Source organism: Acetobacter sp. (assembly GCF_047721705.1).
Lineage (GTDB): Bacteria > Pseudomonadota > Alphaproteobacteria > Acetobacterales > Acetobacteraceae > Acetobacter.
Genome location: NZ_JBDNXK010000002.1, coordinates 44073 through 70935, shown reverse-complemented (window position 1 = coordinate 70935; position 26863 = coordinate 44073). Strand labels below are relative to the sequence as shown.

Genomic DNA, 26863 nt, shown 5'->3' with positions numbered 1-26863 from the left:
GCGTCAGATCCCGTCGGGTGTGCGCAGGTCGCGCATGGCCCGGCGCTGGTCGCGCTTTTCATCGCGCAGACTGGGCGGTGTCACAGGTTCCACGCCCTGCGGTCCGACCATCCAGCTCAGGGGTCTGCGCTGTGTGCCGATGGATTTCTGCAAGAGCAGCAACCCCTCCAGCAGGGCTTCGGGACGCGGAGGACAGCCGGGCACATACACGTCCACGGGCAGAAAACTGTCTACACCCTGCACGACACTGTAGATGTCGTACATGCCGCCGGAATTGGCGCATGATCCCATGGAGATCACCCAGCGCGGCTCCAGCATCTGATTGTAAAGATGCTGGATAACCGGAGCCATTTTGACGAATACGGTGCCGGAAATAACGATCAGGTCCGCTTCGCGTGGTGTGGCGCGCAGGACTTCAGACCCGAAGCGGGCGATGTCGAAGCGGCTGGTGAACGCTGTCGCCATTTCCACATAACAGCATGACAGGCCGAAATTCAGCGGCCAGATCGAATTTTTCTGCCCCCATGAAACAAAATCCTGCAACCGGCCCATGACCAGATTGCGGCGGAGAGTTTCACTGAAACTGGGTGAGGGCTGCGCGTCTCTGGACGCACCGGGGGAAGAAAGAGACCAACTCATGATGCGAGGTCCTTTCGTGTGTCCATTACACGGCGTGGGTGAACCTGCGGCCCCCAGTCCAGCGCTCCGGCTCGCCACAGATAGGCAAGGGAAATTGCCAGAAAGACAATAAAGGCGAGCGCCGCGCCATAGCCAATCCAACCCACTTCGGTCACAACGGTTGCCCATGTCAGGAGAATGGCGGTTTCGACATCAAAAATGACGAAGAACATGGCCACCAGATAATACTGCACAGGTAACCGCAGATGTGCTGAGCCCGTGGGTATGATGCCGGACTCAAAAGGCATGGACATGGAGCGACCCATGGCTCTGCCGCTTCGTCGGGTGCCGGTTATGGCGGACAGCCCCATCATACCGGCCAGCACTATTCCTATGACAAGTGCATAGGTAAAAATAGACCATATACTGGAAACATTTTCCATACTGGCAATTCCGTTTCTGTTTGTTCTGAACGGAGGCTATTTGTGTAGTGCTGTTGGTCGTGACGGATGACAGGCGGCTGCGGTCCGAGGAGGAGTGTGTCCTCTGACGCATTCGGTTCACTGAAGGAAACGTCAGAATGCGTTATCAGTCGCCTATACGCGGCAAGAAGAGGGAAGTTGCGGTTCCATCGTGCAAGTTTTTCACGAAATGGGATGGCCTGTTATGAGAAGTTTTCTTCTCTCAATTTTCTGTTTTTCGTATCGGGTGAGTATGGACAGAAAGTAATCACAGGATACGACTGGAAATGGCCTGTTCGAAGTGCAGGGAGACCGAGATTGCGGCTGCGCCGCGCTGAATGTTCTGGACAAATCCTCGGTGTGCGTAATGTCCCAGTGACACTGCACATCTGAGGCGAAGGAGTGGCGGAAATCGTGTAACCGTCCATCATCCAGCCCCGCCGCCTCTGGACGGAAAGCTGTCCTGCTTTCTTTAAAATTTACAAACAGGGATCAAAGAAGTTGCATTCTTTGGGAAGCAGAGCAAAACCCGAGACAGTTGCCGTCCATGCCGAAATATTTCAGGCTTTACGCTGAATCTCGTCAGTGGTGCAGAGGGCAGGTGGTTTTCTCACCGGGCAGATGATCGAAATTGCAGGAAATGCTGCCGTCCACGGGGCTGTTGTTCGGGTCAGGCTTGGGACAGCACGCAGTTAGAAGGATGCCGAACGCCGTGAGAATGAGGATGTTGCGTTTCATGATACCTGCTGATTCTTTCTCAATGGGTGCAGTTCTGTATACGAACAATGGCGGTCCGGTAAGGCGAAATTATTCCTGTGTGTGAGACGGTTGGTCGTGCGGGGCTTTTTCGGCGGCAGAGAAACGGGCGGCCTGGGCAGCGACGCGCGTGTCCTGTTCACGGATCAGCCAGTACACGACGCCGAGCGCCAGCACAGCCGCGGAAAAGGCGATCATTTCCATGGGACGTACTTCGTTGAGGTCGAGGATAATGAATTTCCGGGAGACGGCGAGAAGCGCGATCAGTACGATTGTGCGGACGCGCACAACGTCCTTGTTGTGTGAGAGACTGATCCGGAGCGAGCTTTTGAACTCCAGGGCGATGATGACGGTGAAAATATTGCCAAACACGCTCTGGAAAGTCGGTGCGTTGTCCGGGCTGATCTGACCGAACCATGCGAGGCGCCAGACTTCTTTTGTGAGGCTCCACGTCGCAATAGCCGTAATGATCATGATCAGTGCCGTCAGGATCAGCATGATCAGAAGTTCGAACCCTTCGTAAAGGTTCATTTCCCGGAAGCTGCGTCCGAGGCGCAGGGCTTCCCGCGAGAAGGGATCATGAGATTCTTTTCCGTCCCCTGAACCGTCCATTTCCGACTTTCCTTCATCAATGCGCGTCTATTTTGGGGCGCGGGCTGGGACAATCTGTCCGCTTCGTCCCAAGTGTCGCAGGCATCGTGCGGCAGGTCCAGCCGGGAATGAGAGGCGCGTATGTCTGCTTCCTTTCCCCCGCTTTCGATGGCCGTGGTATAGTGAACTGCTTGCAAGAGTATGGCGGAGCGGGGAACGTAGGAGGGCGGAGTGCTCGTACATGAAGGGGCGGAGCGGGATGCGGTGGTTGACCGGCGTCTTGGCTGTTCGCTCGCTGCTGTAGCCGGAGCCGTCAATGCTGCCGGATTTCTGGCGGTCGGGTACTATTCCGCCAACATGACGGGGAATGTCTCCACCTTGGCGACGGGACTACATGCGGGACATGTGAGTCTGTTTATGTCCTGTATCGGTTTGATCGGCGCTTTTGTCGCAGGTGCGGTGCTGGCCACACTTCTGGTCAATGCAGGGCGACGGCGGGTTCTTCCGTCCGTCTATGCGTGGAGCATTCTGCTGGAGGCCTGTCTGCTTGGTGTTCTGGCGCTGGTGGATATTCTGCTGCCGGGCGTACACCGCGGCGTGATGCTGGCTTATGGGCTGAGTTTTCTGATGGGACTGCAGAACGCCACTGTCACGCGCATATCCGGCGCCCGCGTGCGGACCACGCATATGACGGGAATGCTGACCGATGTCGGCATCGAACTGGCGGACTGGCTGGATTCCTTTCGTCATCCCGCCGATCTGGCGCAGCTTGCCCGCACGCGGGAGCGGCTGTGGCTGCACGGGGCGATTGTTGTGTCCTTTACAGCTGGGGGTATTGCTGGCGCGTTCCTTTATGGGTGGTGGTCTGGCCGTTTTTTGCTGCTGCTCGCGGGTTTGCTCGCCTGTCTGTCACTTCCCGGCACTGTTCGACGACCAGAAGTGCTGACGTCAGCAGGAACTGTGGCGCGGGAGAACAGCTCGGATGTGTAATTTCCTTTCGATACTCCCCCGGCCTGCGATTTGTTGAACTTATCCAGCCATTACATAGATGGAAAAAGTTCGTTCAGATCAGCCCATAACGCTCCAGTAGATCATCAATCTCGGTTCCATCCGTCAGATGATGCAGCAGACCGGAGGCGGGCACCTTCTTCCCGTCCCGCAATTCCGCCGCCGCCTGCAATAGCATGCGGATATCGTAGACGCTGCCAAAGACTTCCGGCACGGCACGATCGACATTGAGTAGCGTGTAGACCGCCTCCATCGCCGTGCGGACGGAATATTCCGTGGTGAACACGGTGTCGCGCGGTGTTTCGGCGAACTGACCGAGAAAGGCGAGATTGACGCTGCCATCCGGCACCACTTTCGGGCGATCTCCGGGGGAACGCGGCATGAATTGCGCTGTGATGAAGGGCATCATGCAGGGATGCGTGATCGCGCCCGTCGCCGCCATGTCGTCGATCTGGTCGGCGGGCACGCCCATGTGGAACAGCCACTCCCGTGTGATTTCCTCGCCGGTGCACTCCTGCATCGGCTTTTTGACGTAATTTCCGGGCACATCACTGAACAGCCCGTAGAGCCATGCCACCATCTGGCCTTTTGGCTGGCCTTTGAAATGTGGCTGACGGCTGACGACCCAGCTCATCAGCCAGGCGGAATCCTGAATGGTGATCGGGCCACCGGTGACCGTGCGTCCGGAGAACGGATCACGCCCCGTCACCGTATGCACGAGGTCGGGAATGCGTGCATCCTGTGTTGTGACAGTTGCTGACAACCAGCGGGATTTTGTGGTGTCGCCGCAGAATACGTCCGGACGCCCGAACGCCGGATCCTGCATGGCAATGTTGCACCACAACTGCCAGATGCTGCCATCCTTGATGGTCGTATCAATCGGTGCGGGGGTATGATGGTCGCCCCAACTGGAATTTTCCACCATCGAACCGTTGGTGACAAAAACCAGCTCATTCGGACCAAGATCGACGCCAGCTTCCGTGCCGCTTTCCCGCCAGTCGATATGGGTTGCGACTTTCTTTCCACCCGAAGTGTCGACAGCGACATTCGTCACCTGCACCCCATGACGAAACACGACGCCCTGATCGGTGAGCCATGTGGCCAGCGGCTTGCTGAGGGATTCCTGCTGATTGTATTTGGTGAATTTCAGAGTGTGCAGATCTTTCAATCCGAGGATCTGATGCACGAAACGGGCGAGATAGCGCTTCATCTCGATCGCGCTGTGCCATGGCTCGAAAGCGAACATCGAGCGCCAGAACAGCCAGAAATTCGATTTCATGAAGTCGGCGGACAGCATGTCGGTGATGGTCTTGCCTGCGAGCTTCTCTTCATCAGCGAGAATGAGCGCGATGATCTCCCTCCGCGCCTTTCCGGTCAGCGTCAGGCTGTCCCGATCCGGCAGAGGCTGGCCCTTTCCGCACATCGCCCGGACAGGGCTGCTGCTGGGATCGACGCGGTTGAGATGGTAGAACTCATCGAGAACAGAAGCATCCGGCACTTCCAGCGAAGGGATCGAACGATACAGATCCCATAGGCACTGAAACTGTTCCTCCATCTCCCGGCCACCACGGATCAGCCAGCCGGTTTCCGCATTGCCTGCGCCGTCCAGTGCTCCGCCGTCGGCGTCTGATGCTTCAAGAATGGTGATCTTTGAAGGCGTCATCTGGGCGTCGCGGATCAGGAACGCCGCCGCCGCCATGCCGCCCAGTCCGCCGCCGATGATCCACGCGGATCGGTTTTCCACGCCTTCCGGTTTTACCGGGCGGGCGAAGGCTTCGAAATTGCTGTGGGCGTATCTCATGGCGTGCTGTGTCTTTCAGAGCCGATAGCGGCCCGATCGATATGACGAAAAGAGAGTTCTGCTTAGTATACACGGCGTCATGGGGATCGGTGTCGTTGATGTGTGTCAATTTCACGAAAACGACATTTCAGGCATGACATCTTTTCAAGTCACTCGGGCGTTTCTGCTTTTGCAGGCTCGTTTTGCCGCTCTCAAGAATATGACAGTGAAGGCGCCCTGTGTCCGAGCGACAGGCGGATGTCCGTGGTTTACGGGGTGAGCGCTCTGCGTAATAAGGGCGCGACTGTTTTCCGCTCCCCTTCAGACCTGAGGCTCCATGATCCGGCTCGACAACATCAGCAAGCATAATGGCCATCGCGTGATTTTCATCGAGGCGTCGGCTGCGTTGCAGAAAGGGGAGAAGATCGGTCTTGTGGGGCCGAATGGCGCGGGCAAGACCACCCTGTTCCGGCTTATTACAGGACAGGAGGAGCCCGACGAAGGGCAGGTGCTGACGGATCGCGGCATAACGGTTGGATTTTTCAATCAGGATGTCGGGGAGATGTCGGGGCGAAGCGCTGTTGCTGAGGTGATGAATGGTGCCGGGCCCGTGGCCGAGATCGGGGCCGAACTGGCGGAACTGGAAGCCGCGATGGCGGACCCGGAGCGGTTCGATGAACTGGACGCCATTCTGGAGCGGTTTGGCGAAGTGCAGGCGCGGTTCGAGGAACTCGGTGGTTATGCGCTGGAAGGTAAGGCCCGGGAAGTTCTACACGGGCTTGGGTTCAGTCAGGAAATGATGGACGGCGATGTGGGGCGTCTGTCCGGTGGATGGAAAATGCGCGTGGCGCTGGGGCGCATCCTGCTGATGAAACCCGACGTGATGCTGCTCGATGAGCCGAGCAACCATCTTGATCTCGAAAGCCTGATCTGGCTGGAGCAGTTTCTCGCCGGGTATGACGGCGCTTTGCTGATGACGTCCCATGACCGGGCCTTCATGAACCGGATCATCAACAAGGTGATCGAGATTGATGGTGGCGTTCTGACCAGTTTTACTGGTGATTACGAGTTTTACGAGCAGCAGCGGGCGCTGAACGAGAAGCAGCAGCAGGCCCAGTTCGATCGTCAGCAGGCGATGCTCGCGAAAGAGGTCGCCTTCATCGAGCGGTTCAAGGCGCGTGCATCTCACGCGGCGCAGGTGCAGAGCCGCGTCAAGAAGCTGGACAAAATCGACCGTGTTGAGCCACCGAAGCGACGGCAGGCATTGTCTTTCACCTTTCCGCCAGCCCCGCGATCGGGAGATGCGGTGGTCAATCTGCGCGGCGTCGACAAGCGTTATGGCAGTCGGGTGATTTATCAGGGGCTGGACCTGCTGATCCGTCGGCAGGAGCGTTGTTGCGTGCTGGGCGTCAATGGCGCGGGCAAATCGACTTTGCTGAAACTGGTGACGGGAACGACCGAACCGGATGCAGGGACAGTGACGCTCGGCGGCAGCGTCAAGATGGGCTATTTCGCCCAGCACGCCATGGACCTGCTCGATGGCGACCGGACGGTGTTCGAGATGCTGAATGATGCGTTTCCTCTGGCGGGACAGGGCTCCCTTCGCGCGCTGGCGGGTGGTTTCGGGTTTTCCGGCGATGATGTCGATAAAAGCTGTCGGGTTCTGTCCGGGGGTGAGAAAGCGCGTCTGGTCATGGCGCTGATGCTGTATGATCCGCCAAATTTTCTGGTTCTGGATGAGCCGACCAATCACCTTGATATTGCGACGAAAGAGATGCTGATCGCGGCCCTGTCGGATTATGAGGGGACGATGCTGTTCGTCTCGCATGACCGACATTTTCTCGCAGCCCTCTCGAACCGCGTGCTGGAACTGACCCCCGAAGGCCTGCATCGGTATGATGGCGGCTATACGGAATATGTCGCGCGGACAGGGCGTGAGGCGCCGGGACTTCATGAATGACACCCGGACAGGTGGGAAAAACGGCTGAGCCGAGAGTGGTGAGGCCCCATGGAAAAGAGCGGGATTTCTTCACTGGGTAATTTCCATCTCATCGGTTATAGCGGTTGGGCACATCGTTTCGTGCCTCATCCCTGATCGCAGCGCCCGCCGGGAAGCGTTGTGGTCGTTTGTCGTCGTCCTTACGGAGACCATGCATGCAGGCTGACGCTCCGGCTCGCTCCGCCGTTGTTGATCTGGGTTCGAATTCAGTCCGGATGGTCGTTTTTGATGGCATCTCCCGTAATCCGATGCCGATCTTCAATGAAAAGGCAGTTCTCCGGCTTGGTCGTGGGCTGACCCAGACAGGTCGGCTGAACGAGGAAGGCATGGCGATGGCGGTCAACGTCCTGCGCCGTTTCCACGCCATTGCGCGTGGGATGAATGCCGATCCGTTCGAGATTCTCGCGACTGCCGCAGTGCGTGATGCGTCCAATGGACCCGAGTTCGTGGCTTCCCTGCGTGAAGTGATGCCTGATGTGCCTATCCGCATTCTCTCAGGCGTGGAAGAAGCCGATCATTCCGCGCTGGGTGTGCTGTGCGGCATCCCGGAGGCGGATGGAATCGTGGCGGATATCGGGGGTGGCTCTCTCGAACTGATCCGTATCGATGCGGAAGGGCGGCATGATGCTGACACCCTTCCTCTTGGTGTGATCCGGCTCAGTGATCGAGCTGATGGCGATCTTGCAAAGGCCAAAACCATCACTGATAGCGACCTTGCCAATGTTAAATGGCTGGATCGCATGAAAGGACGGACGCTCTATCTGGTAGGAGGAGCGTTCCGCGCTTTGGGTCGCCTACAGATCGCCCGCACAAGTTACCCGCTCAATATCCTGCATTATTACACGCTTTCTCCTTCCACGGCGCGGGAGATGACCGGCTGGCTTATCCAGAGCAATCGGCGCGTGCTGGAACGGTTGCCCAGCGCCCCCCGCAAACGCCTCGACGATGTGCCGTTTGCCGCGACAGTTCTCAGACGGTTGCTCAAGAGACTTGAGCCGGACCGGATTGTGTTCTGCGTCGATGGACTGCGGGAAGGGTGGTATGCCCTCAATGTCGCGCCGCATCTGCAACAGCAGGACCCGCTGGAAGCCGTCGCGCAGTCGATGTGCTTCCGTTTCGGACGCAGCACGACGCTTCCTGAAGCACTGATCAACTGGACATTTTCGGTTTTCCCGGATGAAACGGCACATCAGCGGCGGTTGCGTCATGTCGCCTGCTGGTTGTCCGATGTCGGGAGCCATGACCATCCGGAATATCGCGCCGAACAAACATTCCTGCGTATTCTCTGGATGCAGGGAGCGGGGATCGATCATTCGTCCCGCGCCGCATTGGCGCTTGCTCTTGCAGTGCGTTACGAAGCCGAGACCGATGCGGAATGGCTGGCTCCTGCCCGGGCGCTTCTGGATGCAGACGCGTTCACATGGGCGAACCGTCTCGGCCTGACATTGCGACTGGCGTCGGCCTTGAGTGGGGGCACAGAATCGCTGCTCGAAGGCACTTCGCTGGAGATACGGCAACAGGAACTCTATCTGTACTTCACATCCGCGCGAGTTGCCATGCGCGGTGACGCGGTCAAACGGCGCCTGCAACGGCTTGGACACGCGATGGGACTTGAAACGCAGATGGAGGAAATATCTGCGGGAGCCTGCTCTCTTCCTGCCTGAAGCAGAGAGATACTTTCCGTTTGTTTACGATGTGTTAGTGTAAATCAAACATGCCTTTCCCTGTCTGTCGGACCATTTGGAACGGGATGCAGGGAGCGGGCGTGCTGTACACGCATTTGCGAAGATCGATCCTTCTGTTGACGCCGTATGGTGGTGATCCGACGTAATTTCGGGTCACGTCTTTCGGTCGTCATGTCCAGCCTTCGGCAGGAGATGGAGCGCATCGGAGGCAATATCGAGTCGGTTTGGAGATCATATTTCCCCGGCAGGAGGCTCTGGTGACCACACGCGAACAAATCTTCTCTTGTCCGTCGATGCCGACGCCGGATGCTGGAAACATTCCAGCTACATCGGTGAAAGTCTTTGTCATCGACGATGAGGCGTCTGTGTGTGGTGCCCTCCGGGAAAGTTTCGCGACGTCAGGTGAGTGTGTGCTCGTGGGGGAAGCGACCTGCGCCTCGGACGCGCAAACGCGTGTGGGTGAGGCGGCACCCGATGTCATTTTGCTCCGCGATGACCTGCCGGGGATGAGTGGGTTGCAACTGACACGCGCCCTTATGCTGCGTCGGCCCGTGCCGATTATTATCATGGCCGATCTGAATGGAGCGGACTGTGACACGGCTTTCGAGTGCCTGAGGTCGGGGGCACTCGATATTATTTCCAGAGACAGCAAGGATCTGGCGTCTTCCGAAACGATTTCCCGCATAACGGCTATTGCCCGGGGTGCTGGTAAGCGGTCTTCTGAAGATGACAGGGCCGATACTCAGACAATTACGGTCCTGCATCAGGCTGGGCTGTTGGTGCTCGTGGCGGGAAAAGGCGCGCTCAACTCGGCATTGCGTCTGTTGAGTTCGGACGTATTGCCTTCCGCTTTGCCCGTGCTGCTGGCCGTTGATTTTGCGCCTTCGCTCTTTGGGGCGTTCGTCACATGGCTGGACGAAACGCTGGAACAGGGCGCCCGTAAGGTCAATCTGACAACTGCCGCTCCACTGATTGCAGGTGGGGTCAATGTCGCGAATGCGGCCTCCATGCCGCGTCTGGTGACGGGCGAAAACGGTTCCGTGTGTGTTGCCGGCATGCCGGATCTGCCTGCCGGACTGGCTCCGGCGTCCATGGGCAGTAGCGCATTCGACATCCTGCTGATGTCGGCACCACCAGAAATGGCCAAAGCCCTGCTGGTGGTTCTGTTCGGGCATATGGGTAAAGGCGGCGCTGCGGGGCTGCTGGCTGTGCGGCGGGCAGGTGGTCAGACGCTGCTGGAACAGCCGCCTTTCTGCCCATTCGCCACATCTGCGCAGGTGGCCTTGATGACCGAGGCCGGACAGGGCGTGGGGTCAGTTGCGGAACTGGCGGCGATGATTTCCACGGAGGGGCGATGAGTAACAGCAAGCCTCTCATTCTGCTCGTTGGGGACGAGGGGGCGATCCTCCAGCGCCGCGTGCCGCTTGAAAAAGCAGGCTTCATGGTGGCGATGGCAAAAAATGCCAGAGACGTGCTGGACAGCCTCGATGAACAGATGCCAGCCATTGTGCTCATGGATATGGCGTTGCCGGGTATGCCGGGTGCCCAGCTTGCACGCCATCTGCGCCTGAATCACACCACGCGCATGCTGCCGATCATTGCCATCACGGAGGATGAGGCGGTCAGCCGTGAAGCACTTCTGGCTGGCATCGACGCTGTGGTAGAGGCTGACATTCCGTCCGATCTGCTGATCCTGCGGATCAACGGGCTTCTGCGCGGGGCGCAGACGGTGACGCAGGCTGCGCTTCGTGAGCGCTTCCGCCGCCCGACGATCGCGGTTGCCACGACCTCCAGCCAGCCGCCGTGCTTCCTGCATCGGTTGCGGGAAGAAGGGCTGGATGTGCTGATGCTGGACGCCAACGCATTGGCTTCTCCAGATTTCTGGTTTCCGGGTGTGGATTGCCTGATCATCGATCTTGCGAGTGCCGATTATGATGGTTTGGCGCTCTGCCGCATGTTCGACCGATTGCGTCACCGGACCTTCATAGCCTCCCAGACGCCTGCACGGCTGATCGGTTTTGCTGAAGGTGGCGGAGTGTCTGCGGCCGATGCCTATCGCGCTGGTGTCGACGATTTTCTCACGGATGTTCTCAGGGATATGGGGCTGTTCATGCTGCGTGTGCGTGTCCAGCTCCGGCGAAAGGTGCTGCTCGACGAGAATCTGCGGAGTGAAGCGGAACGTATGGCCCGTGACGTCGCGATGGAAGGTGCGCGCGCCAAGACAGTTCTGGCGGACGCCCTGGAGCATGCGAACGACGAACTGGCTTCAGCGAACCACAAGTTGATCGAGGCGCAGACAAAGCTCGTCCAGTCGGCGAAAATGGCGTCGTTGGGTGAACTGGTGGCGGGCATTGCACACGAGTTCAACAACCCGCTCGCTTTCGTTCTCGCCCATGAAGATACGGTGTCGCGTCTGCTCGAAGGGGCAATGACGGCATTGGACGCGGGGGATACTGCAGCGGTTCAGGTCGCTCTTGAAAAAGGGCGCGATCGTCTGGCCGCTACAGCACTAGGTCTGGGGCGGATGAGGGATCTTGTGTCCAGCCTGAGGCGCTTTACCCGGCTCGATCAGGGCGCGTTTGAAAACGTCGACATGCCGGATGCGATCGAAACGGTCATCTCGCTGCTGGCTCCCAAACTTGTCGATCAGGTGGAAGTCCGGCGGGATTTTCAGGCGCCTCCCGTTCTGCGATGCCAGATGGCGCTGGTGCATCAGGTTGTCATGAACGTCATCAGCAATGCTGCGGATGCTCTTGCCACGGTTCCCGGAAACGATAATCGTCAGCCTTTCATCCGTATTGCGACGCGGCTCGAACAGACACGGCAGGGGGAAGGGCAGGACTACGTGATCGTCATTTCCGACAATGGACCCGGTATTCCTCCCCTCATGCGTGAACGTGTGTTTGAGCCTTTCTTCACCACCAAACCGGTGGGCGAGGGAACGGGGCTTGGCCTCGCCACGGCCTATGGAATTGTGCAGGCGCATGGAGGGGTAATCGACGTGTCTTCGGGAGAGGAAGGCGGAGCCTGTTTCACCATCGCCGTGCCGTATGAGCATGAATCACGTAAGTGTGATGCAGAAATGTTCCGCCCAGACATGGGTCTGATTTCGGCGGCGGGGAACGTGATATGAACGACAGCATTGTGCCCCGAAGCCGTGTTCTTCTTGTCGATGATGAGCCGGAAATACTGGTTGCTCTCACCGATCTTCTCGATGCCGAGTTCGATGTGCTGCCCGCTGCCGGCGGAGAGGAAGCGCTGGCGCTGCTCAAGGCCAATCCTGACATTGCGGTGATCATATCCGATCAGCGTATGCGCGACATGACAGGAGATGCCCTGCTGGCCCGGGCACGCGCGATGTCCGACGCGGGCACAATTCTTCTGACCGGTTTTGCCGATCTCGACACGGTCGTCGATGTATTGAACCGCGGCGCCATCACGTTCTATGCGGCGAAACCGTGGGAGCCGGAAAGCCTATTGGCCATGGTGCGGGAAGCTGCCGCCTCCTGCCGGACACGCCGTGAGCTCGCCAGCGAGCGTGCACTTCTCAGGAGCCTGTTTGAGAGCCTGCCGCTTGGCCTCGCGCTGATCGATGAGAAAGGCCGGATAACGCGCCTCAATGCGCGCGCAGCACATGCATTCGGCTGTTCTCCTACTGAATGTCTCCGTCTCACTGAGCAGGACGTTTTGCCGGAACTCACTTCCGGAAAAGATGAAAGTTTGTCTGGTGAAGAAGGTGAAACGCCGATCATCAAGCGTGTGGATGAGGAGGGGCGCGAACACTGGCATCGGATTTCCCGTGTAGCTCTTGCAGCGACACATGAGCGTCCTCCGCAGGCAGGTGCTTCTGTGGTGATCGATCAGGATGTGACTGATCTGATGGAGATGGAGAAGCGGGCGCGGCAGGCCGACAAGATGCAGGCCATAGGCACGCTGGCCGGTGGCATCGCTCATGATTTTAACAACCTGCTGACGGCCGTACTTGGTTCGCTGGAACTGGTGCAGGATTTGCAGCCACCCACGGACCCGAACATCGCCCGTCTGTTCACAAACGCGATGGATGCGGCGCGGCGTGGAGCGGTGTTGACGCAGAAGCTGCTTGATTTCAGCCGTCCCCGCGATCTTACCCGCCGGGCAGTCGATGTGCCGCAGCTTCTGGGACAGATGCAGGGATTGCTGGCGCAGAGCATTGGCGGCGGTGGCTCTCGTGCGATTCCCGTGCGTCTTGAATTACCGGAAGAGGCTTTGTCTCAGGCTTCCACCGATCCTTCATTACTTGAAGTGGCGCTGGTCAATCTCTGCCTGAATGCGAGAGATGCGCAGCCCAAAGGTGGTGAAATCATCATCTCCGCCCGTGGAGAAACGGTGACACCGATTTCGAAGGGCGGTCAGACAATTGTCGGTCGCTCCGGTCGTCCGCTGTCGCCAGGTGAATATGTGGTGATCAGCGTGCGTGATCGCGGTGTAGGTATGACACCGGAGACGCAGGCGAGAATTTTCGAGCCATTCTTCACCACGAAAACAGTAGGGGCAGGCATCGGCCTTGGGCTGCCTATGGTCTATGGCTTCGTGCAGCGTAATGGAGGCGATGTCCGCGTCGCCAGTTCGCCCGGTGAAGGAACGTTGATTGAACTTTGGCTACCGGCTGCGAATGCTGGGGGGCAGGGGAAAATAGTCTCTTCGGGGTCTGTCGGTAGTCACCTCACACATGGCACCCAGCGCAGTATTCTGGTCGTGGACGATGATCCGAATGTTGCCGCTGTTACCGTCGGTTTTCTGGTGAAGGCGGGTTTCAAGGTGCTGGAATGCCATAGCGGCATACAGGCGCTGGAACTTGTGCGGGACCGTCCCGATATCGGGCTGGTGGTGATGGATCTGCTGATGCCGGAAATGAATGGCGATGAATGTGCCCGTCGGATTGCCGTCATACGTCCCGATCTAGGGGTGATGTTCGTAACCGGCTTTGCCGATCGGGCAATCCTTCCGTCAGATGCGCATATTCTCGCCAAACCGTTCACACGGGAGGCTCTTCTCTCGAATGTGGAAGAGCTCATCCCGGCGAAATAGTTATTTATATGACGGCGAACTTTCGCCGTGCGGCAGGAATGGATGCAGGGAGAATGGCATCTTCTGGTGTGTGTCCGTCCTGCACCGCTGTACCAAGTGCTGTAACCACGGGAATGACACCACCCCATAAACCAAGATCGAGATCATCCTCGTCATCTACCGGAGGTCCAGTGCGGATTTTCGCACTGGCATGAGCGATATCGAGGGCGATTACCCCTGTCGCCTTGCGTTCCAACGCCGACATGGGGCGAAGTTCGGCAATGCGACCCGGGAGAAGATGTTCCGTAATGGCGTTCAGGGCCTGATCGAATTCTTCTCCTGTCACTGCGCGTGCCGTGCCATGAACCACGGCAGAGCGATAATTGACCGAGTGGTGAAATGCCGAACGCGCCGCAACGATGCCTGTCAGGTGAGTGACCGTCATGCTCAGAGGAGCATCGTGCAGGAGTGCAATGCGTGTTTTTGAAGCCCCATGTAGATAAATTGTGGAACCGATGCGGGCGTAGGCCATCGGAATGACCATGGGCCTATTTTCGGCGATGAATCCGACATGCCCCACAAGCCCTGTATCAAGAATGGCGTGGATAGTAGCTTCATCGTAAGAAGCGCGTTTGCTCTGGCGCGCGCGCGCATAATCGGGGCGCATGACAGTCTCCGGCGAAAGTTGATTTCTTCCTTCGATACATGCTGAACTGGATTGGAGCGATGTCCAGTTTGAGACGAAATGCCCAGACCAGTTTTTCTGCCAACCTATACGCTTCCTGATCCGGCTCACCCCGAAACCATGCCTGTTCAGATCTATCGTGATCTGTTGCGGGCAATCCGTGCCGGACAGATCGCATCAGGCACGAAACTGCCCTCTAGCCGGAAGGCGGCAGACATGCTGGGTGTTTCGCGCAGCACGATCAATGATGCTTATGACCTGTTGCGGGCAGAAGGCGTGCTTCATGTAAATGCGGGAGCCGCGCCTGAAATTGTTGCGCTCCAGACAGGCGTCAAACAGCAGTCCATCGCGCGTAATGTGATGATTTCGCATCGAGGAGTTACGCTGGCCAGCGATGTCCGTTCGCCGGGTTATGCCGTGAGCAAAGGGCGCATGTCGCCCGGTGTGCCAGACGAAACATTGTTTCCCGCAGCGGAGTGGGGACAGATTCTTCGGCGTGTGGCACGCCAGCGTCATGGAGATGTGTGCGGTTATGACGAGCCATTTGGTATTGCTTCTCTGCGTGAATGTCTTGCTGAGCGTCTTTTCTCGGATCGCGGCGTAAGTGTTTCATCAGAGCAGATCCTGATCACGACAGGCACACAGGCATCTCTGGCACTGATTGCGCAACTCCTGACAGATCCCGGTGAGTGTGCTGCGCTAGAAGATCCGGCTTATCCGGGAGCCCGCACGGCTTTTCTCGGAGCAGGATTGAAGCTGGCACCCGTTCCCGTCGATGAAGAGGGGATGATTCCGGAAATGGTGCCGGAGAAGGCACGGCTGATCTATCTGACGCCTTCCAATCAATATCCTTTGGGAACACGTCTGTCTTTCGCAAGAAGAATGCAGATTCTGGAAAAGGCGCGACAGACAGGGGTTCTTGTTCTGGAAGACGATTACGACAGTGAATTTCTCTGGCGCGGTCGGGAAATCGCTGCTCTTGCTGCCTATGCCCAACAGGATGAGGTCATCTATGTGGGGTCGGCTGCAAAAACTCTTATGCCAGCCTTGCGTGTTGGCTGGATGGCGGTTCCGCCTTCTCTTGTTGCCCCGTTGCGTATCGCTCTACGCAATCTTGGCATGATGGCGGGACTACATGCCCAGCTTGCTCTGGCAGAGGCGATGCGGACAGGGCTTTACCGGGCCCAATTGCGACGGATTGCAAAAACCTATGAAGCACGCGGGAACGCTTTATACCACGCTCTCACAACGTTGCCGGATGTACGGGTGCGTCCGCCGGATGGTGGTGTCCAGCTTGCCGTGACTTTCATGCGGAGCGGTCTGGAGAATGCCGCAATGGGCGCTCTGGCCCGGAAAGGCTTCCGTCCAGCCCGTCTCTCCGCGTTGTGCCTTGCGGAAAAAAGAGAAGGGCTGGTCGTCGGTTTTGCGGACGCAACCGATGCGAATATTCAGTCGTTCCGAGAGATTATGCAGAGAGTGCTTGAACAGTCCGGAGCGCGGTGAAGCCGCTCCGGACGTTCCTCCGTCAGTCGGTTTTTCCCATTTCCTGCGCAGCGGCGGACCGAATGGCGCGGGCCATGGCTTCCACTCCGTTTCCGCGATTGGTGGAAAGAGCCTGCACCAATCCCAGATCGCTCAGGAAGGATGAGTCCGTCGCTACGATTTCTTCCGGTTCACGTCCGGAATAGACGCGCAGCAGAAGCGCCACGAGCCCCATGACGATGGCCGCATCCGACGCCCCGGCAAAATACATGGCGCCGTTATCGTCCACACGGCCTTCCAGCCAGACCTGACTCTGGCAGCCGGGCACGCGGTGCGCATCGTTTTCCCATTCTTTGGGGAAGGGAGGGAGCTTCTTTCCCAGTTCGATGATGTACTGATAACGGTCCATCCAGTCATCGAACAGAGCCAGTTCATCGCCGATGGCCTCAATAGCATCGGCGGCGGTGTCGTCCTCCGGACGAACGAAAGCTTTGTCCAGCATCAGAGAATAAACCGGCTCAGATCACCCTGTCGGGCAAGGGGCGCGACACGTTCACGCACGAGATCGGCGTCGATGACGATGGTCTCCCCTTCATGTTCGGATGCCGTGAAGGACACATCTTCCAGCAGCTTTTCCATCACGGTCGCCAGACGGCGGGCACCGATATTCTCGATCTGCTCGTTCACATCAGCAGCCAATTCGGCCAGTGCGTCGATGGCGGCATCCGTGAATTCCAGCTTCACATTCTCCGTGCCAATCAGCGAAATATACTGCTTGCACAGCGAATGTTCCGGCTCTGTGAGGATACGCCGCAAATCGGCGCGGCTCAGAGGCTGGAGTTCCACGCGGATCGGTAGACGCCCCTGAAGCTCTGGCAGGAGATCGGAAGGCTTGGAGAGATGGAATGCACCCGAGGCGATGAAGAGAATATGATCGGTCTTCACCAATCCATATTTGGTTGAAACGGTCGTGCCTTCGATCAGCGGCAGCAGGTCGCGCTGCACACCCTCACGCGAGACATCAGCACCTCGGAAACCGCCTTCGGAACGGGCGCAGACCTTGTCCACCTCATCGAGAAAAACGATGCCATTATCCTGAACGTGCTGGACTGCATCCCGGTTAAGAGCATCGTTATCGACCAGCTTGTCCGCTTCCTCCCGGGTCAACTGTTCGCGTGCTGCGGCCACTGTCAGACGACGTGTCTGAGGCGTGCGACCGAGGATATTCTTCATCATGTCGCCGAAATTCATCGACGCACCTGGCATCATGCCCGGCATTTCGGGCGTGGCCTGCGCCGCAGGGTCCGGGGTGATGGCGATCTCGATTTCCTTGTCGTCCAGTGAGCCACCCCGAAGCAGCTTGCGGAAATGCGACCGGGTGTCCGCCGAGGAATGTTCGCCCGCCAGAATGCCTACCAGCCGTTCCTCGGCTGCTTCCTGTGCCCGCTGAAGCACATCCTTGCGACGCACTTCGCGCAGCATGACGATGGCGTTTTCGACCAGATCACGGATGATCGTCTCGACGTCGCGCCCGACATAACCCACTTCGGTGAATTTCGTCGCTTCGACCTTGATGAACGGTGCCTGCGCCAGCTTGGCAAGGCGCCGGGCAATTTCGGTCTTGCCGCAGCCGGTCGGACCGATCATCAGGATGTTTTTTGGCACAACCTCTTCGCGCATACCTTCCGGCAGCTGTGCACGCCGCCAGCGGTTGCGCAGGGCGATGGCGACGGCGCGCTTCGCGTCCTTCTGGCCGATGATGTAGCGGTCGAGTTCGGCGACGGTCTCGGCGGGTGAAAAATGGTTGATCGTCATGCTCAGACCGCCTTTCCGTCATTCGCGCTCAATGTTTCGAGCGTCACCGAATGGTTTGTGTAAACACAGATGTCCCCCGCGATCTTCATGGCGCGTTGCGCGATTTCTGATGCCGTTAGACCGTCGATCGGCAGGAGCGCACGAGCCGCGGAGAGCGCAAAGTTGCCGCCCGAGCCGATGGCGATGATGCCGTCCTCGGGGGAAAGCACGTCGCCATTGCCGGTCACGGTGTAGGAGCCCTGCTCATCCGCGACGATCAGCATTGCCTCCAGTCGGCGCAGGTAACGATCCGTCCGCCAGTCCTTCGCCAGTTCCACGCAGGCGCGCTCAAGCTGGTTGGGGAAACGTTCGAGCTTGGATTCCAGCCGTTCCAGCAGCGTGAAAGCATCGGCGGTCGCGCCAGCGAAGCCAGCCAGAACCTGCTTTTTCGGGCCAATCCGGCGGACCTTGCGGGCGTTGCCCTTCACCACGGTCGAGCCAAGCGAAACCTGCCCGTCACCCGCCATGGCGACCTCCCCATCGCGTCGCACGCAGATGATGGTGGTGCCATGCCAGCCGACAGGGTCATGAGGGGAGGACTGATATGTGTTCATGGCTCAAGAGATAAGCCTTTTGGCTGCAATCTCAAGAGGGCGCATGCGGCAGGAGGGCAGGCGGCATGTGCCGCGTTTGCAGCCGCGCCCCTCGATCTTTCCCGTCCGCTCAATGGGCGGTATGGAAGCCTCCGCCCATCGCTCTGTAGAGATCGACCGACGCATCGAGACGTTGCAGCCGGGCTGTCACATTGGAAAGCTCTGCCAGCTGCAATGTTGACTGTGCGGCGAGAACGTCCAACTGGCTGGCGTAACCATGTTTCAGTCGGAGCGTGGTCAGTCGGAGCTTCTGTTGGGCGGCGGCTTCCCGGCTGCTGTTGTCTGTATCCCGTTCAGAGGCCGTGCCCTGGGATAGCAGCGCATCCCTGACTTCCTTGAAGGCGGCACGCACGGCCTGCTGATACAGGACGATCTGCTGGTTCCTGTTCGCTTTCGCCAGCTTTACGCCGCTTTCTGTCCGGCCAAAATCAAGGACAGGCGCTGCCATGGCCGCACCGAGTGTCCATGAACGACTGGTCGCCTTATAGAGATTGTCGATGTCGATGTTGTTCACCCCAGCCAGAGAAGCAAGGGAAATGCTCGGGAAATAAGCTGCCCGCGCGTATCCGATGTTGAAGTTGCTGGAGATGAGCATCTGTTCGTGCATGGCGATATCCGGTCGCCGTTCAAGAAGTTCGGATGGCAGCACGGAAGGAGTTGGTTCAGGGATCGTCAGGTCTTCGAGAGTTTTGCCTCTGGTCACACCTGTCTGCACGATGTCTCGCGGTGAACGCCCCCCCAGAACAGCCAGAGCGCTTTCCGCGTTGTTGCGCTGATCCTCCATATCGGGGAGCGCGGCGTGAATGGCGTCCCGCCGTTCCGTAGCATCCTGAAGGAGCAACGCATCCACCGCGCCGACATCATACTGATGCTGAACGAGAGCGAGTATTTCGTCCTGCGTGCGCACGCTGTCTTTCAGGATGGCGACATTGTCATCCAGAGCGCGCAGGCTGAAATACAGTTTCGCCACGCCTGCCGCCACGGAAAGGCGTGCGGCATCCTCGGCATAGGTCGCGGCTTTGACGCCAGCCTTGGCGGCATTGCTGAGGCTGGCGTTTTTACCCCACAAATCCAGTTCGTAATTCAGGACGCCGCCAACAAAGCCCAGATTGCTGGTCTTGTTTGGAAAATGGAAACTCTGGTTGAGTGCCCGGACATTGCCGTTGGCGAACTGCCCGTAGGCGTCGCCTCCGGCAACGGACAGGGAAGGAAGCTGGTTGGCGAAAGCGTAGCTGTACTGCGCCTGCGCCTGTAACAGGCTGCTTTTGGCCAGCGCGATATCGTCGGAATGTTGCGCGGCGTCCGCCTCCAGCTGGTCAAGCACCGGATCGCCGTACTGGTGCCACCATGCGCTGTCATCCCGTGGAACAACTGGCTTGGCGTCACTCCACTTTTCCGGAAGGTCCACTGTCGGCCGTTTGTAATCGGGCGCCAGCCAGGCGCAGCCCGGTAGAAGCAGGGCAAGAACAAGAAAAGATCGTTTCATGATGCTGTCCCTGCCGATGCTGAAGGCTCCTTCACACGAAACCAGATGACGTAAAGGGAGGGGAGGAAGATTAGCGTCAGCGCCGTGGCAACGGCCAGTCCGCCCATGATGACATCCGCCATGGGTCCCCAGAACACACTGGAGGCAATGGGCAGCATGCCAAGAATGGCAGCAACGGCCGTCAGCATGATGGGACGGAAACGGATCATGGCGGCCGCGACCACAGCATCCCATTCCGTCTTGCCGTCCTGCTGCTCGATTTCGATCTGATGAACGAGAATGACTGAGTTGCGGATGATCATACCCACCAGAGCCACAAGTCCCAACAGGGCGATGAAGCCCATCGGGTTCTGGGTGACGAGCAACGCGATGACAACACCGATCAGCCCGAAAGGCGCCACACTGAGCACGAGCGCCAGTCGTTTGAAGCTCTGAAGCTGGATCATCAGGACAGCCATCATGATGAGCGCCATGACAGGCATGACGGCGATCACCGAGTTCTGGGCTTTCGCGCTTTCCTCGACCGTGCCTCCAACGGTTACCTGATAACCGGGAGGAAGATGGGCGTTGAAATCGGCAATCTTGCTGGCCAGTGCCGCAACAGCCGTATCAGCCTGAACTTTTTCCCGAAGCTGCGCCTGAACCGTCATGGTTGGCAGGCGGTTACGCCGCCAGATCAACGGATAGTCTTCCACATAGGAAACGGTCGCGACCGATGAGAGCGGCACGGTGAGATCGTTGGGCAAGCGAATGTCCAGATTGCGGAGGCTTTCGATGGAAAGACGCTCCTCCTCTTTCGCACGCAGAACGATATCCACGAGATAGATGCTGTCTCGGATCTGTGTGGCGCTCATGCCTGTGACGGTCGAATTGATGGCCAGTGCGATGGCGGCGGAAGAGAGGCCCAGACGGCGCGCCTCTTCCTGCCGGACGTCAATTCGCAGTTTGCGCGCCGGGTCGCCCCAGTCGAAATTGATCAGCCGCAGATTGCCGCTTGCCGCCATCATCTGCGCCACATCCTGAGCGTAATGACGGACCTTCTCAGGATCGCGGCCGGACACCCGATACTGCACTGGCCAGCCGACAGGTGGCCCCAGTTCCAGAGGGAAGAGGCCATGCACGACTTCTGGCATTTCCCGGCTCAGTTTATCGTCTAGGCGATGACGCACCCGTTCGCGGGCGACGGCGCTTTTGGCGACAATGACGGTCTGGGTGAAGAAATCATTCGGGAGCTGCTCGTCGAGCGACAGATAGAACCGGATCGCGCCGCGCCCGACGTAGGAACTCCAGTGGTCGATATCCGGATCGTTCCGCAGCATGGCGTCGAGCCTGCGCGAAATATCGCTTGTCGCCTTGATGGAAGATCCCTGACGGAGAGAAAGGTTGACCAGAAGCTCGGGGCGATCGGAAGCGGGGAAGAACTGCTTTGGCACGAGAGGCGAAAGAACCAGCGCAACAAGCAGGGCTCCAATGCTCAGCAGGACGGTCATGCGGGGACGACGCATGGTGACGAGCAGAAGGCGTTCGAAAGACCTCATGATCCTGCCTTTAGGCGGCTCCTTCGCCGGTTCCTTGGCAGTCTCGCTGGAAGCATTCGGCTTGGGGCGCAGAATGGTCACGCCGATCAGCGGGGCGACAAGCACCGCTACGAACCATGAGACAATCAGGGCCAGACCGACCACGGCGAACAGGGAAAAAGTATATTCCCCGGCGACGCTATGGGCGAAACCGACCGGCACGAAGCCGGCCACCGTCACGAGTGTTCCGGTCAGCATGGGAAAGGCCGTGGATGTATAGGCAAAGGTCGCTGCTCTGGTCAGGCTCCAGCCTTCTTCCAGCTTGCTGACCATGCTCTCGACAGTGATCATCGCGTCATCCACCAGCAGGCCGAGCGCAATGATCAGCGCCCCCAGAGAGACGCGTTGCAGGTCGATGCCGAGCATTTCCATGCAGGTGAAAACGACGGCCAGCACGAAGGGAATACAGAATGCGACGACCGTGCCCGCACGTCCACCGAGGCTGAGAAAGCTGATCCCCAGCACAATGGCGATCGCTTCGAACAGGGCTTCCGTGAAATCGCCGACCGCCTCTTTCACGACCTCCGGCTGATTGGCGACAAGGTGGGCTTCAATGCCAACAGGCATCCGTGCATGAAGCTCCGCCATTTTCGCGGAGACATTCTTTTCCAATGCCAGCACGTTGCCACCATTGGTCATGGAAAGCGCCAGTCCAACGGCATCATGTCCGTTTACGCGGAACATCGTTTCTGGCGGGTCGGAATAGCCGCGGGTGATGGTGGCGATGTCGCCGAGCCGTATCTTGCGGTTGCCCGCATAGACCGTGACGTTCGCGACATCTTCGACAGAATTGAACTTTCCTGTCGGCTGAACGAGGATCTGCTCCTTGCCGGTGTCGATCGTGCCTGAGGGAACAAGGGCGTTCTGCGCCTGAAGAGACGCAGCGATCATTGCGCCATTGATGCCAAGTCGGGCTAAGTGCCGACTGGAGAAATCAACATAGATTTTCTCATCCTGCGCACCCAGTGTTTCGATCTTGGCGACATCAGGCACATGCAACAGTTCATCGCGGACAGTTTCGACGTAATCCTTCAGATCACGGTGCGAAAAACCATCGGCGGTAAAAGCGTAAATGATGCCGTATGTATCGCCGAATTCGTCATCGAAAAACGGTCCGACCGTCGTGCTGGGCAGATAGGGTTTGATATCCCCAACTTTCTTGCGGACCTGATACCAGATATCTGCGACCTGCGCCTTTGGTGTGCTGCCAAGGAGATTGACCAGAATGGTAGTCTTGCCAGCAATGGTATAGCTTTTGACATAATCGAAATATGGCGTCTCCTGAAGCTTCTTTTCGATCCTGTCCGTGAGCTGATGAGTCGTTTCCTCAACAGTCGCACCCGGCAGCATGGCCTGAACGACCATTGTCTTGACGGTAAAAGGGGGGTCTTCGTTCCGGCCAAGGTTGAAATAGGACCGGATACCCGCGACCGCGATCAGGATCATGAAGAACAGGACGAGCGCCCGGTGGCGGATCGACCAGTCCGAAAGATTCAGTCCCTGACGTTCTTTTTCTTCAGGGACGGACATCGGCATCATCCAGCAGGGAAATTTTCTGGTTCGGGTGCAGGGCCTGCACACCGGCGGTGACGACACGCTCACCTGTATTCAGTCCAGACGTGATGGTGACATCATCAGCGCTGTAACGCGTGACGCCAACCTGCCGGAGTGTGACTCTCATCGTATCGGGTGCGATGATCCACACCGCCGGTTTCCCGTCCTGTGCAGTCAATGCCGCAGCGGGAAGATGAATGTCGGGACGCGATGAATCGGAAATACGCCCGACGGCCACCGCGCCGAGTGTCATGGCGGCAGGCGGGTTCCGCAGCAGCACTTTTGCCCGGTAGGTGCGTGTCAACGGATCAGCGTCGGGGGCCAGTTCGTAAAGTGTGCCATCGACGCAGACGTGACGGTTTGCATCAAGGCAGACGGTCAGGATCGTGCCGGTTTCCAGACCGGCGCGCAGGAGTTCGCCTGAGACGTCAAACACGGCATCCCGGCCGGCCGCTTCAGCCATCCGCAGGACGGGTTGCCCCGCCGCGACCACTTCACCGACCTCGGCCATGCGTTCCGTAATCACCCCATCCGTATTTGCAACAAGCCGGGTGTGGTCCAGTTCTTCCCGGGCGATACGTTCGCGCGCTTCCGTGGATTGCACGGCATCCTGCGACGTGCGGTAACGCAGGATCGCTTCGTCGTAGTCATTGCGGGAAATAGCGTTATCAGGGAGGAGGGCGGTGGCCCGTTTCTGCAAGGGCGTCGCTTGGGCCAACGATGCTCTGGCTGCCAGAGCATCGCCAGTGGCGGCGCGCAGAGCCTGACGCGCCACAGCATCATCCAGACGTGCGAGCAGTTGTCCGGCATGCACGGTTTCACCCACCTGAGTGGTGCGTTCGACTATCTTTCCCGCAAGACGAAAAGACAGGTTCACCGTGCGATGTGCCGTGATCTGGCCAGTCAGAAATTCATCGTTGGAAGCCGTGGTGGGACGTATCACCATAGACCGAACAGGTCGGATTTCTTCTGGCGGAGGCGCTTTCTTGTGACAGCCGGTCAGGAACGTGGCCATGCTGCAGACCGCTAGAAGGGGAAATGGCCGTATGGAATGTTTCATGAGGATTTGCCTTCCAGCGCGGCCAGACCTTTTTCCGACAGGATACCTGTCATGAAGTTGCGCCAGCTTATTTCAAGATAGCGATCACGTTCTTCCGCTGTTTGAAGAAAGTCCCGTCCGAACAGTACGTGCTGATGCGGGCAGCCCAGCAGCAGGCCCGTGAGGGCACGGCTGGTCAGTTCCAGACTTTCCTGAAGTTTCAGAAAGCCCGTTTTTTCCACGGCTGTCAGCAATTCATGCGTCAGTTGTTCAAGGGGCAGGAATATGCTGGCTCCCGCATGTTCCACCAGATCGGGAAACCGCCATGCTTCGCCAATAAAGGTGCGACTGAGGGCGACCGTCTCGGGGGCGAGAACAAGATCCAGCAGCTTTCTCATTGTCTGTTGCAAGGCAAGCAGCGGATTGAGGGAAACGCTATCATCCGAGGGTGTGGCAGCCGCCAGAAAGCTCTGTCCAAGATCCGTAATGACTGTTTTGAACAGAGCTTCCTTGGACGCGTATCGCCGGTAGATCGTCTGCTTTCCGACCTTGGCGACGGCCGCGATCTGTTCGACCGAAGTCGCGGCGTAGCCCTGTTCACCAAACAGTCGACTGGCCGTGTGAAGGATGAGTTTATCCAGTTCCTCGGACATTCTGGTGTCCGGGCGTCCCCCACGCCGCTTTGTCTCCACGTCAGTCCTCCGGAAAACGCCATGATCTCTTTGTGTGCTAAGTAGTCGAGACGGTATCGTCTCGCAAAGGAATAATTGAGGGAAGGCCGATTTTTCACGTGAAAGGGCGGGTTGAAGTGCAATGACTCGTCAGAGTGCCCTGTTTTCCGATACGGGAGTGCAGTGCTCGGCACCTGAATGGTGCAATACGACCTGACGCAGGAGAAAGCAGGACATGACGCAGACGGACGACAACGCACGCCACAAGGAAAAGATGGCGAAGCGCAAGGCAGTTCAGGATCGTGAAGTCGCGTCAAAAACCGAGACGCGGGGATTGCTGGCCGTTCATACGGGCGGAGGAAAAGGCAAATCCACGGCGGCCTTCGGAATGGCGCTCAGGATGCTGGGGCGCGGCAAGAAAGTTGTCGTCGTGCAGTTCATCAAGGGGGCATGGGATACGGGCGAGCGTCACGCGCTTGAGCGTTTTGGTGATCAGGTGGAGTGGCACGCGCTAGGCGAAGGCTTTACGTGGGAGACGCAGGACAGGGAGAAGGATATCGCAGCCTGTGAGCGGGCGTGGGAAGTAGCAAAGGCCGCACTGCTTTCTGACGATGTCGATCTGGTCATTCTGGACGAGTTGAATATTGCCTTGCGCTATGATTATCTTTCGCTGGATCGCGTTTTGGAGGATATCGCCCGACGCCCGGCCAGTCAGCATGTCTGGGTGACGGGGCGGAATGCCAAACAGGCACTGATCGAAGCGGCGGATATGGTCACGGAGATGACGTTGGTGAAACATCACTTCAAGGCAGGCGTGCGGGCGCAGGAAGGGATCGAGTTCTGAGGTTTTCTGATATGAAAAAGCAGCGGAAATAAATCTTAAAAACTCTGGTATCAGACGGCCATCATCCGCTCTCGCCAGTATTCAATCGCGGTTTCCAGACGTGTCCATGCTTCTTCATTCGCCGGAAGGCCCAGACGCAGCGTATCGGGTCGTTCGGCGAATATGCGAGAAACGATTCCATTTTCGCACAGGTGGGTCCAGAAGGTTTCCGCGTTATGCGTCTGAACAAGTGTGAAGAGGCTCGCTTGCCCGGTGTGGCGCAGGCCAGCCCGATCCAGAAGGGTGACAAGGCGTTTTTTCGCACGTAACGCCGTAAGACGCGCCTGTTCCAACCAATCATCGTCTCGCAGGGCCTCTTTCCCGGCCGCAATGGCTATGCTGCTGACAGGCCATGCTCCCACCAGATTGCGAGCATGTTCCGCCATGTCTGGAGACGCAAGTAAAAAGCCCAGACGTATTCCCGGCAATCCATAAGTCTTACCGAACGAGCGCAGCACAATCAGGCCCGGATGCGGAAGTGCCGGTATCAGACTTTCACAATCGAAATCTGCGAAAGCCTCATCAATGACAAGATGATTTCCGTACGATGCGCAGCGGTCGGCCAGTTCCTTTAGGAGTGCCGGCGAGACAATGCGCCCGTCCGGGTTGTTGGGATTGCACAGAATACAGACGGTTCCCGGATGGGCTGCCTTCTGCCAGAGGTTTTCCCAGTCGAAAACCTGCGCGACGGTTTTTCCCGATAGTTTCCATGCAGTGGCATGGCCTGAATAGGTTGGGCCCCAGATGCACGCCTGCGAGGCTGGCAGTATGCGCGGCAGAAGCGAAATCAGGCTTTGGCTGCCCGGGCCGGTTACAACCATGTCTGGATCAGCCGCTCTATAGGCAATCGCCGCAGCCACGCGCAGATCTTTCTCTTCATCCGCTTCGGGCAGGCGCGTCAGGCTGTGGAAGGAAGGCATGATGAAAGGATAAGCATTCGGATTGATGCCGGTGGACAGGTCGATATAGGGACGTGGTGCATCGGGAAAATGACGCATGATCGTGCGAACCTGTCCGCCATGCGCGGGAATGGAAAGCGGTCGAAAACTGATGTCTTCATCAGACACTATCGGGAAATCCTTCTTTTCCATCCTG

Annotated in this window: 22 protein-coding genes; 8 read left to right on the top strand and 14 right to left on the bottom strand. The window is 58.2% G+C overall.

What is annotated here, in order from left to right; translation table 11 throughout:
• Nucleotides 1-3: 3 nt before the first annotated feature.
• The 4 genes from ABF824_RS00700 to ABF824_RS00685 form a co-directional block, all read right to left on the bottom strand.
• Entirely contained in the window at nt 4-639 is a 636-nt protein-coding gene (locus tag ABF824_RS00700; RefSeq protein ID WP_415485880.1) for a NuoB/complex I 20 kDa subunit family protein, read from the bottom strand.
• Nucleotides 636-1061 carry an NADH-quinone oxidoreductase subunit A gene (locus tag ABF824_RS00695; protein ID WP_415485879.1) on the bottom strand — a complete coding sequence of 142 codons (426 nt, stop codon included), beginning with the start codon at nt 1059-1061 and terminating at the stop codon, nt 636-638. Before ABF824_RS00695 ends, ABF824_RS00700 begins: the two co-directional genes overlap by 4 nt.
• 600 nt (nt 1062-1661) lie before the next feature.
• Entirely contained in the window at nt 1662-1817 is a 156-nt protein-coding gene (locus tag ABF824_RS00690) for a hypothetical protein (protein WP_010667872.1), read from the bottom strand.
• Between the two features lie 69 nt (nt 1818-1886).
• On the bottom strand, nt 1887-2447 hold the full coding sequence (locus ABF824_RS00685; protein WP_415485878.1) for a phosphate-starvation-inducible PsiE family protein: 561 nt from the start codon (nt 2445-2447) through the stop codon (nt 1887-1889).
• 210 nt (nt 2448-2657) lie between these two features.
• On the opposite strand from ABF824_RS00685, the gene ABF824_RS00680 reads away from it, so the two are divergent.
• The gene (locus ABF824_RS00680) at nt 2658-3416 is read left to right on the top strand and encodes a YoaK family protein (RefSeq protein ID WP_415485877.1); all 759 of its coding nucleotides are present in this window, start codon (nt 2658-2660) and stop codon (nt 3414-3416) included.
• A gap of 73 nt (nt 3417-3489) precedes the next feature.
• Here ABF824_RS00680 and ABF824_RS00675 read toward each other — a convergent pair whose 3' ends face one another.
• A complete protein-coding gene (locus ABF824_RS00675; RefSeq protein WP_415485876.1) occupies nt 3490-5235 on the bottom strand; it encodes an oleate hydratase in 1746 nt (581 codons plus the stop codon).
• A gap of 316 nt (nt 5236-5551) precedes the next feature.
• Between ABF824_RS00675 and ABF824_RS00670 the strand changes: the two genes are divergently transcribed.
• The 5 genes from ABF824_RS00670 (at nt 5552) to ABF824_RS00650 (ending at nt 13965) form a co-directional block, all read left to right on the top strand.
• Entirely contained in the window at nt 5552-7174 is a 1623-nt protein-coding gene (locus ABF824_RS00670) for an ABC-F family ATP-binding cassette domain-containing protein (protein ID WP_415485875.1), read from the top strand.
• A 194-nt stretch (nt 7175-7368) separates the two neighbouring features.
• A complete protein-coding gene (locus ABF824_RS00665; protein WP_415485874.1) occupies nt 7369-8877 on the top strand; it encodes a Ppx/GppA family phosphatase in 1509 nt (502 codons plus the stop codon).
• A 278-nt stretch (nt 8878-9155) separates the two neighbouring features.
• A complete protein-coding gene (locus ABF824_RS00660) occupies nt 9156-10256 on the top strand; it encodes a response regulator (protein ID WP_415485872.1) in 1101 nt (366 codons plus the stop codon).
• On the top strand, nt 10253-12031 hold the full coding sequence (locus ABF824_RS00655; RefSeq protein ID WP_415485871.1) for an ATP-binding protein: 1779 nt from the start codon (nt 10253-10255) through the stop codon (nt 12029-12031). Before ABF824_RS00660 ends, ABF824_RS00655 begins: the two co-directional genes overlap by 4 nt.
• Nucleotides 12028-13965: a response regulator gene (locus ABF824_RS00650; protein WP_415485870.1), complete on the top strand. Its 1938-nt coding sequence runs from the start codon at nt 12028-12030 to the stop codon at nt 13963-13965. The genes ABF824_RS00655 and ABF824_RS00650 overlap by 4 nt, the downstream gene beginning before the upstream one ends.
• A gap of 4 nt (nt 13966-13969) precedes the next feature.
• Here ABF824_RS00650 and ABF824_RS00645 read toward each other — a convergent pair whose 3' ends face one another.
• A complete protein-coding gene (locus ABF824_RS00645) occupies nt 13970-14611 on the bottom strand; it encodes a pyridoxamine 5'-phosphate oxidase family protein (protein ID WP_415485869.1) in 642 nt (213 codons plus the stop codon).
• 78 nt (nt 14612-14689) lie between these two features.
• Here ABF824_RS00645 and ABF824_RS00640 point away from each other — a divergent pair, with 78 nt between their 5' ends.
• Complete coding sequence (locus tag ABF824_RS00640; RefSeq protein ID WP_415485868.1) at nt 14690-16132, top strand: PLP-dependent aminotransferase family protein; 1443 nt, start codon at nt 14690-14692, stop codon at nt 16130-16132.
• 22 nt (nt 16133-16154) lie between these two features.
• Here the strand turns inward: ABF824_RS00640 and ABF824_RS00635 are convergent, their stop codons facing one another.
• The 7 genes from ABF824_RS00635 to ABF824_RS00605 form a co-directional block, all read right to left on the bottom strand.
• Nucleotides 16155-16613, bottom strand: a complete 459-nt coding sequence (locus ABF824_RS00635) for a SufE family protein (protein ID WP_415485867.1) — start codon at nt 16611-16613, stop codon at nt 16155-16157.
• Nucleotides 16613-17926 (bottom strand): ATP-dependent protease ATPase subunit HslU, encoded by a 1314-nt coding sequence (gene hslU, locus ABF824_RS00630; RefSeq protein WP_415485866.1) that lies wholly within the window; start codon nt 17924-17926, stop codon nt 16613-16615. Before hslU ends, ABF824_RS00635 begins: the two co-directional genes overlap by 1 nt.
• Nucleotides 17927-17928: 2 nt before the next feature.
• Nucleotides 17929-18519 (bottom strand): ATP-dependent protease subunit HslV, encoded by a 591-nt coding sequence (hslV, locus tag ABF824_RS00625; RefSeq protein ID WP_415485865.1) that lies wholly within the window; start codon nt 18517-18519, stop codon nt 17929-17931.
• A gap of 109 nt (nt 18520-18628) precedes the next feature.
• Entirely contained in the window at nt 18629-20044 is a 1416-nt protein-coding gene (locus tag ABF824_RS00620) for an efflux transporter outer membrane subunit (RefSeq protein WP_415485864.1), read from the bottom strand.
• Nucleotides 20041-23160 carry an efflux RND transporter permease subunit gene (locus ABF824_RS00615; protein ID WP_415485863.1) on the bottom strand — a complete coding sequence of 1040 codons (3120 nt, stop codon included), beginning with the start codon at nt 23158-23160 and terminating at the stop codon, nt 20041-20043. The genes ABF824_RS00620 and ABF824_RS00615 overlap by 4 nt, the downstream gene beginning before the upstream one ends.
• Nucleotides 23138-24190 (bottom strand): efflux RND transporter periplasmic adaptor subunit, encoded by a 1053-nt coding sequence (locus ABF824_RS00610; protein ID WP_415485862.1) that lies wholly within the window; start codon nt 24188-24190, stop codon nt 23138-23140. The genes ABF824_RS00615 and ABF824_RS00610 overlap by 23 nt, the downstream gene beginning before the upstream one ends.
• A 41-nt stretch (nt 24191-24231) precedes the next feature.
• On the bottom strand, nt 24232-24867 hold the full coding sequence (locus ABF824_RS00605) for a TetR/AcrR family transcriptional regulator (RefSeq protein WP_415485861.1): 636 nt from the start codon (nt 24865-24867) through the stop codon (nt 24232-24234).
• A 253-nt stretch (nt 24868-25120) separates the two neighbouring features.
• Here ABF824_RS00605 and cobO point away from each other — a divergent pair, with 253 nt between their 5' ends.
• Nucleotides 25121-25729 (top strand): cob(I)yrinic acid a,c-diamide adenosyltransferase, encoded by a 609-nt coding sequence (gene cobO, locus ABF824_RS00600; protein WP_415485860.1) that lies wholly within the window; start codon nt 25121-25123, stop codon nt 25727-25729.
• A gap of 50 nt (nt 25730-25779) precedes the next feature.
• Here cobO and cobD read toward each other — a convergent pair whose 3' ends face one another.
• Complete coding sequence (cobD, locus tag ABF824_RS00595; RefSeq protein WP_415485908.1) at nt 25780-26859, bottom strand: threonine-phosphate decarboxylase CobD; 1080 nt, start codon at nt 26857-26859, stop codon at nt 25780-25782.
• Nucleotides 26860-26863 lie beyond the last annotated feature (4 nt).